The organism is Pantoea sp. X-Soil-TKNS-1280 (assembly GCF_059730475.1).
Map to the genome: position 1 here is coordinate 932,765 of NZ_AP035962.1, position 15,079 is coordinate 947,843.

General features: G+C 53.6%; 15 protein-coding genes, 1 tRNA gene and 1 rRNA gene. 9 read left to right on the forward strand and 8 right to left on the reverse strand.

The annotated features are described in order from the left end of the window. Positions 1-5 precede the first annotated feature (5 nt). The 5 genes from accA (at position 6) to AC6I8X_RS04200 (ending at position 5,392) form a co-directional block, all read left to right on the forward strand. Entirely contained in the window at positions 6-965 is a 960-nt protein-coding gene (accA, locus tag AC6I8X_RS04180) for an acetyl-CoA carboxylase carboxyl transferase subunit alpha (RefSeq protein WP_299457286.1), read from the forward strand. Positions 966-1,099: 134 nt separating this feature from the next. Continuing rightward, positions 1,100-3,250 carry a lysine decarboxylase LdcC gene (locus AC6I8X_RS04185; RefSeq protein WP_497840618.1) on the forward strand — a complete coding sequence of 717 codons (2,151 nt, stop codon included), beginning with the start codon at positions 1,100-1,102 and terminating at the stop codon, positions 3,248-3,250. 75 nt (positions 3,251-3,325) lie between these two features. Further along, the gene (locus AC6I8X_RS04190) at positions 3,326-3,715 is read left to right on the forward strand and encodes a VOC family protein (protein ID WP_313687927.1); all 390 of its coding nucleotides are present in this window, start codon (positions 3,326-3,328) and stop codon (positions 3,713-3,715) included. Between the two features lie 52 nt (positions 3,716-3,767). Next, positions 3,768-5,069, forward strand: a complete 1,302-nt coding sequence (gene tilS / locus AC6I8X_RS04195) for a tRNA lysidine(34) synthetase TilS (RefSeq protein ID WP_497840619.1) — start codon at positions 3,768-3,770, stop codon at positions 5,067-5,069. Between the two features lie 14 nt (positions 5,070-5,083). Next, complete coding sequence (locus AC6I8X_RS04200) at positions 5,084-5,392, forward strand: c-type cytochrome (RefSeq protein ID WP_299458300.1); 309 nt, start codon at positions 5,084-5,086, stop codon at positions 5,390-5,392. Positions 5,393-5,433: 41 nt separating this feature from the next. Here AC6I8X_RS04200 and rof read toward each other — a convergent pair whose 3' ends face one another. Both rof and AC6I8X_RS04210 read right to left on the reverse strand, forming a co-directional pair. Further along, on the reverse strand, positions 5,434-5,697 hold the full coding sequence (gene rof, locus AC6I8X_RS04205) for a Rho-binding antiterminator (RefSeq protein WP_084872879.1): 264 nt from the start codon (positions 5,695-5,697) through the stop codon (positions 5,434-5,436). Continuing rightward, complete coding sequence (locus tag AC6I8X_RS04210) at positions 5,684-5,884, reverse strand: YaeP family protein (RefSeq protein WP_013507964.1); 201 nt, start codon at positions 5,882-5,884, stop codon at positions 5,684-5,686. The genes rof and AC6I8X_RS04210 overlap by 14 nt, the downstream gene beginning before the upstream one ends. Before the next feature lie 216 nt (positions 5,885-6,100). Between AC6I8X_RS04210 and arfB the strand changes: the two genes are divergently transcribed. After that, on the forward strand, positions 6,101-6,511 hold the full coding sequence (gene arfB / locus AC6I8X_RS04215; protein ID WP_084872881.1) for an alternative ribosome rescue aminoacyl-tRNA hydrolase ArfB: 411 nt from the start codon (positions 6,101-6,103) through the stop codon (positions 6,509-6,511). 34 nt (positions 6,512-6,545) lie between these two features. Here the strand turns inward: arfB and proS are convergent, their stop codons facing one another. The 6 genes from proS to metN all read right to left on the reverse strand — a co-directional run bounded on the left by proS (position 6,546) and on the right by metN (position 12,120). After that, positions 6,546-8,264, reverse strand: coding sequence for a proline--tRNA ligase (gene proS / locus AC6I8X_RS04220; protein WP_313687932.1), 1,719 nt, complete (start codon positions 8,262-8,264; stop codon positions 6,546-6,548). Positions 8,265-8,355: 91 nt separating this feature from the next. After that, on the reverse strand, positions 8,356-9,063 hold the full coding sequence (gene tsaA / locus AC6I8X_RS04225; RefSeq protein WP_497840620.1) for a tRNA (N6-threonylcarbamoyladenosine(37)-N6)-methyltransferase TrmO: 708 nt from the start codon (positions 9,061-9,063) through the stop codon (positions 8,356-8,358). Continuing rightward, positions 9,060-9,461 carry an envelope stress sensor lipoprotein RcsF gene (rcsF, locus tag AC6I8X_RS04230; protein WP_313687936.1) on the reverse strand — a complete coding sequence of 134 codons (402 nt, stop codon included), beginning with the start codon at positions 9,459-9,461 and terminating at the stop codon, positions 9,060-9,062. The genes tsaA and rcsF overlap by 4 nt, the downstream gene beginning before the upstream one ends. Before the next feature lie 129 nt (positions 9,462-9,590). Continuing rightward, complete coding sequence (locus tag AC6I8X_RS04235) at positions 9,591-10,406, reverse strand: MetQ/NlpA family lipoprotein (protein ID WP_084872890.1); 816 nt, start codon at positions 10,404-10,406, stop codon at positions 9,591-9,593. A gap of 36 nt (positions 10,407-10,442) precedes the next feature. Continuing rightward, positions 10,443-11,096: a methionine ABC transporter permease MetI gene (locus AC6I8X_RS04240; protein ID WP_013507970.1), complete on the reverse strand. Its 654-nt coding sequence runs from the start codon at positions 11,094-11,096 to the stop codon at positions 10,443-10,445. Then, the gene (metN, locus tag AC6I8X_RS04245) at positions 11,089-12,120 is read right to left on the reverse strand and encodes a methionine ABC transporter ATP-binding protein MetN (protein WP_084872892.1); all 1,032 of its coding nucleotides are present in this window, start codon (positions 12,118-12,120) and stop codon (positions 11,089-11,091) included. The genes AC6I8X_RS04240 and metN overlap by 8 nt, the downstream gene beginning before the upstream one ends. Positions 12,121-12,308: 188 nt before the next feature. Here metN and gmhB point away from each other — a divergent pair, with 188 nt between their 5' ends. The 3 genes from gmhB (at position 12,309) to AC6I8X_RS04260 (ending at position 14,956) form a co-directional block, all read left to right on the forward strand. Next, positions 12,309-12,869, forward strand: a complete 561-nt coding sequence (gmhB, locus tag AC6I8X_RS04250; protein WP_084872894.1) for a D-glycero-beta-D-manno-heptose 1,7-bisphosphate 7-phosphatase — start codon at positions 12,309-12,311, stop codon at positions 12,867-12,869. A gap of 381 nt (positions 12,870-13,250) precedes the next feature. Then, positions 13,251-14,792: ribosomal RNA gene (locus AC6I8X_RS04255) — 16S ribosomal RNA — on the forward strand. An 89-nt stretch (positions 14,793-14,881) separates the two neighbouring features. Further along, a tRNA-Glu gene (locus AC6I8X_RS04260) sits at positions 14,882-14,956 on the forward strand. The last annotated feature ends 123 nt before the right edge of the window (positions 14,957-15,079 follow it).

A 15,079-nucleotide genomic window follows, 5' to 3' on the forward strand; every position in this document is an offset into this window, starting at 1 on the left:
ACATTATGAGTCTTAATTACCTGGATTTTGAACAGCCAATCGCTGAACTGGAAGCGAAAATCGATTCGCTGAAATCGATTGGCCGTCAGGATGAGAAACACGATATTAATCTGGATGAAGAAGTGCAGCGTCTGCGTGAAAAAAGCGTCGAGCTGACCCGTAAAATCTTCTCCGATTTGGGTGCATGGCAGGTCGCGCAACTGGCGCGTCATCCTCTGCGTCCTTATACGCTGGACTATGTCCGCAATGCCTTTGATGATTTTGACGAGCTGGCAGGCGACCGCGCCTATGCTGACGATAAAGCCATTGTTGGCGGTATCGCGCGTCTCGATGGTCGCCCGGTGATGATCATTGGTCATCAGAAAGGCCGTGAAACCAAAGAGAAGATTCGCCGTAACTTCGGGATGCCAGCACCAGAGGGCTACCGTAAAGCGCTGCGTCTGATGGAAATGGCGGAACGCTTTAAGATGCCGTTGATCACCTTCATCGACACGCCGGGTGCTTATCCGGGTGTGGGTGCGGAAGAACGTGGTCAGTCTGAAGCGATTGCGCGGAACCTGCGTGAGATGTCTGGCCTGAAAATCCCGGTGATCTGCACCGTGATCGGCGAAGGTGGCTCTGGTGGTGCGCTGGCGATTGGTGTGGGCGATAAAGTCAACATGCTGCAGTACAGCACCTATTCGGTGATCTCACCGGAAGGCTGTGCCTCTATCCTGTGGAAGAGTGCCGACAAAGCACCGCTGGCCGCAGAAGCGATGGGTATCACCGCCGATCGTCTGAAAGAGTTGAAGCTGATCGATACCATCATCCCGGAACCGCTGGGTGGTGCGCATCGTCACCCGCTCGATATCGCTGCGTCGCTGAAAAATCAGCTGCTGGCCGATCTGGCCGATCTCGATGTGCTGAGCACGGAAGAGTTGCTGAACCGTCGTTATCAGCGTCTGATGAGCTACGGCTACGCCTGATGCTGATTTGATCAAAACAAGCGGACTCCGGTCCGCTTTTTTTACGTCTGAACAACAGCAGAGCATTCTGACGGCCAGCGCCCCCCACTTTTCGCTATCATTATTCAGTGCCACAACACCACAGGAGGTGAGCATTGAATATTCTTGCGATCATGGGAGCGCACGGCGTTTTCTACAAAGATGAACCGATTCGTGAGCTGGATGCTGCGCTGAAGCTACAGGGGTTTCAGACCGTCTATCCCACCAATGCCAGCGATCTGCTCAAGCTGATTGAGCAAAATCCACGCATCTGCGGCGTAATTTTTGACTGGGACGACTACAGCCTGGAATTATGCAGCGAGATCAATCAGCTCAATGAATATCTGCCGTTATATGCCTTTATCAACACCCATTCGCAAATGGATGTCAGCATCAACGAGATGCGCATGGCGCTGCATTTCTTTGAGTATGCATTAAGTGCCGCCGACGATATCGCGCTGCATATCCGTCAGTATACCGATGAGTACATTGATAAAATCACGCCTCCGCTGACTAAAGCGCTGTTTACCTATGTCAAAGAGGGGAAATACACCTTTTGTACACCGGGCCATATGGGCGGTACGGCGTTTCAGAAAAGCCCGGTCGGCAGCCTGTTCTATGATTTCTTTGGGGCTAACACGCTAAAAGCGGATATCTCTATTTCGGTCACGGAACTGGGTTCACTGCTCGATCACACCGGCCCGCATCTGGAAGCAGAAGAGTACGTAGCGCGTACCTTTGGTGCCGAGCAAAGCTACATGGTGACTAACGGCACCTCGACGTCAAATAAGATCGTCGGTATGTATGCGGCCCCGGCGGGTAGCACGGTGTTGATCGACCGCAACTGCCATAAGTCACTGACGCATCTGCTGATGATGAGCGATATTATTCCGCTGTGGCTGAAGCCTACGCGCAATGCTCTGGGAATTCTGGGGGGTATTCCGCAGCGCGAGTTTACGCGCGACAGCATTCAGCACAAAGTTGATGCAACGGCTCGCGCCAGTTGGCCGGTACATGCGGTGATCACCAACTCAACCTACGATGGCCTGTTGTACAACACGCAATACATCAAACAAACGCTGGATGTGCCCTCGATCCACTTCGATTCGGCCTGGGTGCCCTACACCAATTTTCACCCGATCTACGCCGGTAAAAGCGGTATGAGCGGCGATCGTGTGCCAGGTAAGGTTTTCTATGAAACGCAGTCAACGCATAAACTGCTGGCTGCCTTTTCGCAGGCTTCGCTCATTCACATCAAAGGGGATTACGACGAGCAGACCTTCAATGAAGCCTACATGATGCATACCACCACCTCACCGAATTACGCGATAGTTTCCTCAATCGAAACGGCAGCGGCGATGCTGCGGGGTAATCCGGGTAAACGGCTGATCAATCGTTCGGTGGAGCGTGCCTTACATTTCCGGCGTGAAATCCAGCGCTTGCGCGAGGAGTCTGATGGCTGGTTCTTTGATATCTGGCAGCCAGAGCAGGTTGATGAAGCGGAATGCTGGCCGATCCAGCCAGGTGAAGAAGAGTGGCACGGTTTTACCCAGGCCGATCGTGATCATATGTATCTCGATCCGATCAAGGTCACTATCCTGACGCCAGGGATGAGCGAGTTGGGTGTGATGGCGGAAGAGGGGATTCCGGCGGCGCTGGTAGCGAAATTCCTCGACCAGCGTGGTGTGGTGGTAGAAAAAACCGGGCCATATAACCTGTTGTTCCTGTTCAGTATCGGTATTGATAAAACCAAAGCGATGAGCGTACTGCGCGGCCTGACGGAGTTTAAACGTGCTTACGATCTCAACCTGCGGGTAAAAAACATGTTGCCGGATCTGTATGCCGAAGATCCCGATTTCTACCGCAACATGCGAATTCAGACGCTGGCTCAGGGCATCCATCAGTTGATCCTGCAACATGATCTCCCCCGCCTGATGCTGAAAGCATTTGATGTCTTGCCGGAGATGAAGATGACGCCCCATCAGGCCTTTCAGCAGCAGGTGAAAGGGCAGGTGGAAACGGTAGACATTCGTGAGCTGGTGGGCCGAATTTCAGCCAATATGATTTTACCTTACCCACCGGGCGTGCCACTGGTGATGCCGGGGGAAATGATCACCGAGCAAAGCCGCGCGGTGCTCGATTTCCTGCTGATGCTCTGTACCATCGGGCGGCACTATCCTGGCTTTGAAACCGATATCCACGGTGCCACGCTGACGGAGGATGGACGCTATCTGGTGCGGGTATTAAAAGGCGAGAACGATCATTAACTTCGGACAAAAGCCTCTTTTCAGCTGGCCGCCTGCCGCGTAAGGTAGGCGGCAAATCAGAAAACCGGAGCCGCTATGCTGCAAATTAAACAGATCCACCACATTGCCATTATCGCGACGGATTATGCGCGCAGTAAGGCGTTCTACTGTGATGTGCTGGGCTTTGAATTGCTGGGGGAGTTTTACCGGGCGGAGCGTGATTCCTGGAAGGGCGATCTCGGCCTGAATGGGGTGTACACCATTGAGCTGTTCTCCTTCCCGTCGCCACCGGCACGCGTCAGCCAGCCGGAAGCCTGTGGTTTACGCCATCTGGCGTTCTGCGTTGCGGATGTTGAACAATCGGTCGCGGCGCTGGCAGAGAAAGGCGTGGTGTGTGAACCGATTCGTATCGATGCCCTGACCGGTAAAGCCTGTACTTTCTTCTCAGATCCGGATGGTTTGCCGCTGGAGCTGTATCAGGCGTAAAATACCGCCGTCGCGAGCCGCAATCAGGTGGCTCGCTTTCACGGAACTCGCCATGTCTTTGTCCCATCTTGCTGCACTGCTGACACCCGACGCCCGCTATGTGCTTGCGTTCAGCGGTGGGCTGGATTCCACCGTTCTGCTGCACCAATTGGTTTGCTGGCAACAGCAGCACCCGCAGCTTCACCTGCGCGCCTTACATGTTCATCATGGTTTAAGCCCCAATGCGGATGGCTGGGCGGCGCATTGCCAGCAAATTTGCCAGCAATGGGGTATCCCCTTAGCGGTGTTGCCTGTTCAGGTTGATGGTCGCGAGCAGGGGATAGAAGCCGCAGCCCGTGAGGTACGTTACCAGGCGTTGTTTCAGCAGTTGCAGCCCGGTGAGTGCTTACTTACCGCCCAGCACCTTGATGATCAATGTGAAACCCTGTTGCTGGCGCTAAAACGTGGCAGCGGTCCGGCGGGGCTGGCAGGGATGCCTGCGCAGCGTTTCCTCGGAGAAAAGCAGCATCTGCGTCCGCTGTTAGGGATCAGCCGTCAGCAGCTGGAAGCCTGGGCGGCAGAACATCAACTGAGCTGGATTGAAGACGAGAGCAACGCAGATTGTCGCTACGATCGTAACTTTCTGCGTCAGCGGGTGATCCCTGAGTTGCAGGCGCGCTGGCCGCATTTTAGCGCTGCCGCTGCACGCAGTGCCGCACTGTGCGGTGAGCAGGAACAACTGCTGAATGAGCTGCTGGCGGAGCAGCTCACACAGCTTACGGATGAGCAGGGGCGGCTGACCTTCACGTCTCTGTTGAGCATGAGCGAAGCTCGTCGCCATGCGTTGCTGCGTCGCTGGATTGCCGGGCAGGGAGGGGCGATGCCTTCGCGTGATGCCTTGTTGCGTATCACCCGTGAAGTCATGCAAAGCCGGGAAGACGCACAACCCTGTCTGAGCTTTGGCGCTTTCGAGCTACGCCGTTATCGCCAGCACCTTTACTGGCTGCCACCGCAGGTCTCCCTCAGTCAGCACTTACTTACCTGGGATGACCGTTCACGGCCGCTGCAATTACCTGATCAACTGGGTGAATTGCAGGCGTGCCCTGAAGTCCCACAGTTACGTTTTCCCGCCGCAGATGAACAAGTCAGCGTGCGTTTTCAGGCGCAGGGCTATTTTCACCTGCAGGGCCGGACGGGTGGGCGCGAGATGAAAAAACTATGGCAGGAAGCCGGTATTCCACCGTGGCAGCGCGAACGCATCCCACTGATTTATTACAACCAGACGTTAATCTGCGCCCCGGGTTTATTTATCACCCGTGAAGGCGCGGCCAGTAATGAGCAAGGCTGGCAGGCGATTTGGTTAAAACAACAATAAAACGGAGAGCAATGATGAAACACTGGATCGCGGCGGCGTTTTTAGTCGTGGCACTGCCGGCACTGGCCGACGGTGATATTAAGGCAGGTGCGCAGAAAGCTGCCAGCTGTATGGCATGCCACGGTGCTGAGGGAAAAAGCGCAGTGCCTTTGTATCCTAATCTGGCCGGGCAGCATGCGCCTTATCTGCTGCATTCCCTGCAGGCATACAAAAAAGGCGAGCGTAGTGGCGGTCAGGCTGAAGTCATGAAGGCGTTTGTGGCTGGGTTAAGTGATGAGGATATGGCCGATTTGGCGGCGTATTACAGTTCGCTACAACCGTAAATGAGGGGGGCGGGATGTGAAACTTCCCGCCCATTGGAAGGTTACTCGTCTTCGCTGACGATGACGGTGCCCAGCTCAGGATGACTGAAGCTGGCGATGTGATCGAGCCGCAGCTCGCGTGTTTCACCGGAGAGGTCGACAGCAAGGTACTCAACGTTTTTACGTGAGACCATGTCCACGGCTTTCGCCTTGAGCTGTTCGCCGCTTTTCAACTCCAGCGACAGCGTCCAGTGTTTTTGGCAGGCGAGTTCCAGGTTGTCGTAGTCATCGCAGTTGATGGGTTTGTAGGCTTCATTCGTCAACATAGTCGCTCACCAATAAGTTCGCAGCGGCATAGGCTGCCTGTTCCCTGACAGAAGAGTTTAGCGCAGAATTAGCGGCAATATCATTGAGTGCATTCAGCGCACATCCAATGGCGTCTGGCACATACCCCAGGTCGCCGCTGCCAATCTCGGCATATTTCTGGCGAACTAACTCACAATACTTTTGCACATTCACCTCCTCAGCAGAGTATCAATACTCTGGTTGATAGGTGACTATATCACAGGCATTTCATTGAAATCAGCCAGGCAACAGCGTGAAGCACGCAGAGAAAAACATGAAAGTGACAAAATTCGCTGGTCCTGAGCATGCGTAAAGAGCACAAAAGGTTAAGTTGATGAACAGGTTATTACGCGGTATCGCCCCCCAACAGGCAGCAGGTGACAGATGATTGTATTGTCACGCTCCGTTTCACTGCCGGAAAATGAGGTTGAGCTGAGTGCCATTCGTGCGCAGGGTGCGGGTGGACAGCATGTAAATAAAACGTCTACCGCCATTCATCTGCGTTTTGATATCGCAGCATCGTCGCTGCCACCGTTCTACAAAGAGCGTCTGCTGGCAGCCCGACACCATCTGATCACCGATGAAGGGGTGGTGATTATCAAAGCTCAGGAGTACCGCAGCCAGGAAATGAATCGTGAGGCGGCAGTGCAGCGATTGATTAACCTGATTCGGGAACTCACTACCGTGGAGAAAGTACGGCGTGCCACTCGTCCAACACGCGCATCGAAAGAACGGCGGCTGGAAGGTAAAGCGCGGCGGAGTAGCACCAAGTCGTTGCGGGGGAAAGTACGTTAAAAAAAGCGCCTCCGGAGGGAGGCGCCTGGGGACATTACTTGTTCAGAGCCTTTGCCAGGAAATCAACGATTTCGCTGTGCTTAATCATCTCTTTCTCACTGGCAGAGCGCGCTTTGTACTCGATCTCGGCGTTATCGAGGTTGCGGTCGCCAATGACGATGGTGTGTGGCACACCAATCAGTTCCATATCGGCAAACATCACGCCCGGACGCTCTTTACGGTCATCCAGAATCACATCGATGCCTTTAGCACGCAGGGTGTTGTACAGCTCTTCCGCGACTTCTTTCACACGGAAAGATTTGTGCATATTCATCGGCAGAATCGCGACTTCAAACGGTGCCAGCGCGGCTGGCCAGATGATGCCACGATCATCATGATTCTGCTCAATAGCGGCTGCAACAACGCGGGTAATACCGATACCGTAGCAACCCATGGTCATGATCTGATTGCGACCATCTTCGCCCTGGACTGCGGCTTTCAGTGCGTCTGAGTACTTGGTGCCAAGCTGGAAAATGTGGCCGACTTCGATACCACGCTTAATCAGCAGCGTACCTTTACCGTCCGGGCTTGGATCGCCAGCAACGACGTTACGGATATCTTCCACGCGCGGTTCTGGCAGGTCACGGCCCCAGTTAATACCGCTCAGGTGTTTACCATCGATGTTAGCGCCCGCACAGAAATCGCTGGTTTTCGCCACGGTACGATCCGCAATGACCGGCATGGTCAAACCTACCGGGCCGAGGGAGCCCGGGCCTGCGCCCAGCACCGCACGGATTTCAGCTTCAGTTGCCATTTCCAGCGGAGCAGCGACGATATCCAGCTTCTCGGCTTTCACTTCGTTCAACTGGTGGTCGCCACGCAGCAACAGGGCAACCAGCGCATGGCCGCTTTCTGCTGTGCCTTTCACGAACAACGTTTTAACGGTTTTCTCAATCGGCAACTGATGCTGCTCAACCAGTTCGGCGATGGTCTTAGCGTTCGGCGTGTCGAACTGCACCATTTCCTGCGTCGGCTGCGGACGTTCACCTGCCGGTGCCAGTGCTTCAGCTTTCTCAATGTTGGCCGCGTACTCAGATTCGCTGGAGAAGATCACATCATCTTCACCGCTCTGGGCCAGTACCTGGAACTCATGCGAAGCGCTACCGCCAATCGAACCGGTATCGGCCTGCACGGCACGGAAATCCAGCCCCATACGGCTGAAGCTCTGGCTGTAGGCGCGATACATTGCGTCATAGGTTTCCTGCAGCGATTCCTGCGAAACGTGGAACGAGTAAGCATCTTTCATGATGAACTCACGCGAACGCATCACACCGAAGCGCGGACGGACTTCGTCACGGAATTTGGTCTGGATCTGATACAGGTTGAGTGGCAGCTGTTTGTAGGAGCTTAACTCGTTGCGAATCAGGTCAGTAACGACTTCTTCATGCGTCGGACCCAGCACGAACGGACGATCGTGACGGTCTTTAATACGCAGCAGTTCGGGGCCATATTGCTCCCAACGGCCACTCTCTTCCCACAGATCGGCTGGCTGAACCACTGGCATGGAGATCTCAATCGCGCCAGCGTTGTTCATCTCTTCACGCACGATGTTTTCAACTTTTCTCAGTACGCGGATGCCGGTCGGTAACCAGGTATAGAGTCCTGAAGCCAGTTTGCGGATCATCCCGGCGCGCAGCATCAGCTGGTGGCTGATGACTTCCGCATCGGAGGGCGTCTCCTTCAGAGTGGAGAGCAAATATTGAGTAGTACGCATTGATTACGATTCCAGTTATACGGAAGGTCACTGACAAAAAATTTTGCTGGCGGCTAGTGTACCAGCGAGATCAGCCACTCAAAAGCGGGTTTTAGCGCGGATCGATCGCGACCACCTCTGTACCTGCCTCATCAATCCGCCAGCGCACATTAAAATCGAGCAGCCATGCGGCATATTCGCGACAGGTTTCCTCTCCTTTCCGATACGCCGGACGGGGATCCTGCGCCAGCACATCGCTGATAAAACGCGTCAGATGAGGATGTTGTTGCTGGTGTTGCTGAAGTTGCGTCAGTGCGAGCGGGGAGAAACGCACCGGCATTGAGGCTTCAGGCGCGGCCTGCGCGAACCCAGCGCGTGCATCAGGCAAGGCCTCGGCAAACGGCAGATAGGGTTTGATATCGACAACCGGCGTACCATCCACTAAATCGAGGCTGCCAAGTTGTAAAATGACCTGCTGCTTCTCACAGCGAATACCTTTGAGTTCAACCAGCGACATACCGATAGGGTTTGGGCGAAAGGTTGAACGTGTGGCAAATACCCCCATGCGTGCATTGCCACCAAGGCGTGGCGGACGCACGGTGGGACGCCAGCCACCTTCCATCGTCTGATGAAAGATAAACAGCACCCATAAATGGCTGAATGCTTCCAGGCCACGTACTGTTTCAGGCTGATTATAAGGCGGCAGCAGATGCAGCTCACCACCGCCATCCTGCACCAGACCGGGCTGGCGCGGGACGGCAAATTTCTCTTTCCACGGTGAGCGGATCACACCGATTTGCGCAAAGGCAAACTCACTCATTGATTGGCGACTTTCAGTGCAGAACCCTGACAGATAGCCTGACGATAGCAGCCTGGGGTGGTGGAGACGATTTCGCATTTGTGCAGCAGCACGGCGTTCGCTTTCATTCCTGCGGCTCTCTGTTGCAGGCGTTTACGGGCGGTATTGATATTCGGTGGTGAATCCTGATTGCTGTTCTGGCAATCATCGCCGGAGACTTCGCCCAGATCGCGGAACGGTTTGCTGACCAGGTCGGTCGCATCAGTGTAGATCTTCACCGGGGCCGGGCGCGGTGCAGGTCTGCGTTCCGGCTCACTGGATTGCTGCTGCGGGCGCGATGAAGCACTGCTTATCGGGTGATATTCACGCACACACCCGGTTAGCATCAATGCTAACAAGCAGAGCGGTAAAAAACGCATGGCAACATCCTCATGTTTTTAAAAGTGGCGTTATTGAAACAAGGACAACGGTAAATAACAAGTCAGGTGCCACAACCGGCAAAAGAAAGGGCGGCCGAAGCCGCCCTGCAAGGTATGAAAGGGGAGGGATTACCAACCCTTCACAGCACCGCCATTGAAGATTTTGTTCGCTGCTTCAGCAACTTCGTCAGACTGGTAAGCCTCGACAAATTTTTTCACGTTTTCAGCGTCTTTATTATCTTCACGGCTAACGATCAGGTTCACGTACGGTGAATCTTTATCTTCTACGAAGATACCGTCTTTAGCCGGAGTCAGGCCAATCTGGCTGGCGTAGGTGGTGTTGATCACGGCCAGCGCAATCTGCTGATCGTCCAGTGAACGCGGTAACTGCGGCGCTTCCAGCTCAACAATCTTCAGGTTTTTCGGGTTTTCGGTGATATCCAGCGAGGTTGGCAGCAGACCAACACCGTCTTTCAGTTTGATCAGGCCCACTTTCTGCAGCAGCAGCAGTGAACGGCCGAGGTTAGTCGGGTCATTCGGAATGGCAATCTGTGCACCGTTCTGCAGTTCATCCAGAGATTTGATCTTTTTGGAGTAACCGGCAATCGGGTAAACGAAGGTGTTGCCAACCGGTACCAGTTTATAACCACGATCTTTGATCTGCTGATCCAGATACGGCTTGTGCTGGAAGGCGTTGACGTCAATATCACCTTTGCTCAACGCTTCGTTCGGCAGAACGTAATCGTTGAAAGTGACCAGCTCAACATCAAGCCCATATTTCTCTTTCGCGACTTTCTGTGCTGTCTCAGCAACCTGCTGCTCAGCACCGACGATCACACCCACTTTAATGTGGTTTGGATCTTTTGCTTTCTGATCGCATCCTGCCAGCGCAATCACGCCAATCAGAGCGCCCACAGCGGCAATCTTTTTAAATGTAAAAGACATATCCTTTCCTTAATAGAGAATATTGATATTGCTTGCTTACTTATGGGACACAGCACGCACGATGCGGTCGCCACAGAATTGGATTAAATAAACCAGCACAACCAGCAGTACCAGCACGGTATTCATCACGGTGGCGTTATAGCCGATGTAACCATACTGATAGCCAATCTGTCCCAGGCCGCCAGCACCCACGGCACCACCCATGGCGGAGTAACCGACCAGCGTAATCAGGGTAATTGTAGCGGCATTCACCAGTCCCGGCAGGGCTTCTGGCAACAGGACTTTACGGACGATTTGCAAGGGTGTGGCACCCATGGCGCGTGATGCTTCGATTAAACCAGTAGGCAGCTCCAGCAGGGCGTTTTCGACCATACGGGCGATAAACGGAGCCGCACCGACGGTAAGCGGAACGATAGCCGCCTGCAGACCAATTGAGGTGCCGACGATCGCGCGGGTAAAGGGAATCATCCATACCAGCAGAATAATGAACGGAATCGAACGGAAGATATTCACCAGCGCAGAAAGTACGCGATACAGCGCTCCGTTCGCCAGAATCTGGCCCGGACGCGTGACGTACAGCAGAACGCCAACCGGCAGACCGAGCACAAAACCAAAAAAGCCTGAGACGAAGGTCATCATCAGCGTTTCCCAAATGCCACGTCCCAGCAGCCACATCATCGCTTCAGACATAACCCAGTACCTCTACTTTCACGTGGTTCTCTTTCAGCCAGATAATCGCGGCTTTGGTATCTTCTTCACTACCGTCCATTTCGGCCAGCATAATGCCGAACTTCACGCCACCGGCGTAATCCATCTGCGCACTAATAATGTTGTTGTTAACGTTGAAGCGGCGTGCCGCTTCCGACAGCAGTGGGGCATCGACCGACTTGCCGGTAAATTCCAGACGTAATAAAGGTACGCTTCCTGCTACAGGCTGTGCGGACATGCGTTGCTGATAGTCGTCAGGAATATCGAGATGCAGTGTTGACTGAATAAACTGCTGCGCCAGCGGGGTTTTCGGATGAGAGAACACTTCACTTACGCTGTCTTTCTCGATCAGTTCACCATTGCTGATGACAGCTACCTGATCACAGATGCGCTTCACAACATCCATTTCATGAGTGATCAAGAGAATGGTCAGGCCGAGACGACGGTTAATATCCTTCAGCAGCTCCAGGATGGAACGCGTAGTGGCTGGATCCAGCGCGCTGGTGGCCTCGTCGCACAGTAGTACCTTGGGATTGCTTGCCAGTGCACGAGCAATCGCCACACGTTGCTTCTGGCCGCCGGACAGATTGGCTGGCCAGGCGTCATGCTTATCCGCCAGTCCAACCAGCTCCAGCAATTCACTGACGCGTTTCTTAATTTGTTCACGTGAAAGATTACCCAGCTCCAGCGGCAAAGCGACATTGCCGGAGACGGTACGCGAGTTCATCAGATTAAAATGCTGGAAGATCATGCCAATCTGGCGGCGAGCCAGCGTCAGTTGACCACCTGAGAGCGAGGTCAGATCCTGACCACCGACGACCACACGGCCAGAAGTGGGGCGCTCCAGCAAATTGACGCAGCGAATGAGTGTACTTTTACCGGCACCGGACGAACCGATGACGCCATAAATTTGTCCGGCAGGCACATGCAGGCTGACGTTTGACAACGCCTGAATAGTGCGTGAACCTTGCTGGAACACTTTGCTAATATTTTCTAGTTTAATCATTAGGTTAATTATTATCGTGTTGCGTTATCCGTGGTGTTTCGGTTTTCATCGGTCTGAGCCATATGAAATCAGGATGGATGTTAAGGCATCCAGACGGCTAAATCAACGAAAGTCATTCAATCTGCCATTCTCTCATTATGCGCAATCATGCCATACTGAGCGGCAATTTTTGCAGCAGGAGTTTCTACGTGGCGAACAAAGTCCCGGCTATTTTTCTTGATCGTGATGGCACATTGAATGTCGATCACGGCTATGTTCATGAGATCGATAATTTTCAGTTTATTGAAGGCACCATCGAGGCGCTGCAGGCGCTGAAAAAAATGGGCTTTGCATTGGTACTGGTGACTAATCAGTCGGGCATTGCGCGCGGCATGTTTACGGAAGACCAGTTTATGCAGCTGACCGAGTGGATGGACTGGTCGCTGGCAGACCGTGATGTTGATCTCGACGGTATCTATTTTTGTCCGCATCTGCCGGATGCGACTGTGGAAGCTTATCGTCAGCAATGTGATTGCCGTAAACCACAGCCTGGCATGCTGCTTTCGGCGCAGGAACATTTGCATATTGATATGGCCGCTTCTTATATGGTGGGTGACAAACTGGAAGATATGCAGGCAGCGCAGGCGGCTGGTGTCGGTACTAAAGTGCTGGTGCGTACTGGCAAACCGGTGACGGCGGAAGGTGAAGCGGCGGCAGATTGGGTAATTGATAGCCTGGCTGACCTGCCAGCACGCATTAAAAAGGGTTAAAAACGGGCCTTTTGCACAAATTTCAGCCGAACAGTAAAAAAGTTGAAATTTGCGCTTGCGCTTCGTCAGAGTCTCCCTATAATGCGCCTCCACTGACACGGCAAAGCGGCAACGCAGACGGTCAGCGAGGGACGAAGTGATTCATCCCGCCAGAGAAAATCACTGAAAAAAGTGATTGACTCTGAAGGAGGAAAGCGTAATATACGCCACCTCGCGACAGACGGTTAACCCGCTGCTCGCACTGCTCTTTAACAATTTATCAGACAATCTGTGTGGGCACTCGCAGGATTGATATCAAAAGTCTACGGACTTAAAAAATATCAAGTCTCAAGAGTGAACACGTAATTCATTACGAAGTTTAATTCTTTGAGCATCAAACTTAAATTGAAGAGTTTGATCATGGCTCAGATTGAACGCTGGCGGCAGGCCTAACACATGCAAGTCGAACGGTAGCACAGAGGAGCTTGCTCCTCGGGTGACGAGTGGCGGACGGGTGAGTAATGTCTGGGGATCTGCCCGATGGAGGGGGATAACTACTGGAAACGGTAGCTAATACCGCATAACGTCGCAAGACCAAAGTGGGGGACCTTCGGGCCTCACACCATCGGATGAACCCAGATGGGATTAGCTAGTAGGTGGGGTAACGGCTCACCTAGGCGACGATCCCTAGCTGGTCTGAGAGGATGACCAGCCACACTGGAACTGAGACACGGTCCAGACTCCTACGGGAGGCAGCAGTGGGGAATATTGCACAATGGGCGCAAGCCTGATGCAGCCATGCCGCGTGTATGAAGAAGGCCTTCGGGTTGTAAAGTACTTTCAGCGGGGAGGAAGGCGGTGAAGTTAATAGCTTCATCGATTGACGTTACCCGCAGAAGAAGCACCGGCTAACTCCGTGCCAGCAGCCGCGGTAATACGGAGGGTGCAAGCGTTAATCGGAATTACTGGGCGTAAAGCGCACGCAGGCGGTCTGTCAAGTCGGATGTGAAATCCCCGGGCTTAACCTGGGAACTGCATTCGAAACTGGCAGGCTAGAGTCTCGTAGAGGGGGGTAGAATTCCAGGTGTAGCGGTGAAATGCGTAGAGATCTGGAGGAATACCGGTGGCGAAGGCGGCCCCCTGGACGAAGACTGACGCTCAGGTGCGAAAGCGTGGGGAGCAAACAGGATTAGATACCCTGGTAGTCCACGCCGTAAACGATGTCGACTTGGAGGTTGTGCCCTTGAGGCGTGGCTTCCGGAGCTAACGCGTTAAGTCGACCGCCTGGGGAGTACGGCCGCAAGGTTAAAACTCAAATGAATTGACGGGGGCCCGCACAAGCGGTGGAGCATGTGGTTTAATTCGATGCAACGCGAAGAACCTTACCTGGCCTTGACATCCACGGAATTTGGCAGAGATGCCTTAGTGCCTTCGGGAACCGTGAGACAGGTGCTGCATGGCTGTCGTCAGCTCGTGTTGTGAAATGTTGGGTTAAGTCCCGCAACGAGCGCAACCCTTATCCTTTGTTGCCAGCGATTCGGTCGGGAACTCAAAGGAGACTGCCGGTGATAAACCGGAGGAAGGTGGGGATGACGTCAAGTCATCATGGCCCTTACGGCCAGGGCTACACACGTGCTACAATGGCGCATACAAAGAGAAGCGACCTCGCGAGAGCAAGCGGACCTCATAAAGTGCGTCGTAGTCCGGATTGGAGTCTGCAACTCGACTCCATGAAGTCGGAATCGCTAGTAATCGTAGATCAGAATGCTACGGTGAATACGTTCCCGGGCCTTGTACACACCGCCCGTCACACCATGGGAGTGGGTTGCAAAAGAAGTAGGTAGCTTAACCTTCGGGAGGGCGCTTACCACTTTGTGATTCATGACTGGGGTGAAGTCGTAACAAGGTAACCGTAGGGGAACCTGCGGTTGGATCACCTCCTTACCTGAAGATACCTTCCTTCGAAGTGCTCACACAGATTGTCTGATAGAAAAGTAATGAGCAAGACGGCTGCGAAGTCGTGACACATTCGTGTCCCCTTCGTCTAGCGGTTAGGACTCCGCCCTTTCACGGCGGCAACAGGGGTTCGAATCCCCTAGGGGACGCCACTTGCTTGGTGACAGGTGAAAGGTGTCGCTGCTCAGTATCTCAAAACTGACTTACGAGTCACGTTTGAGATATTTGCTCTTTAACAATCCGGAACAAGCTGAAAATTTGAAACGACGCGTTGT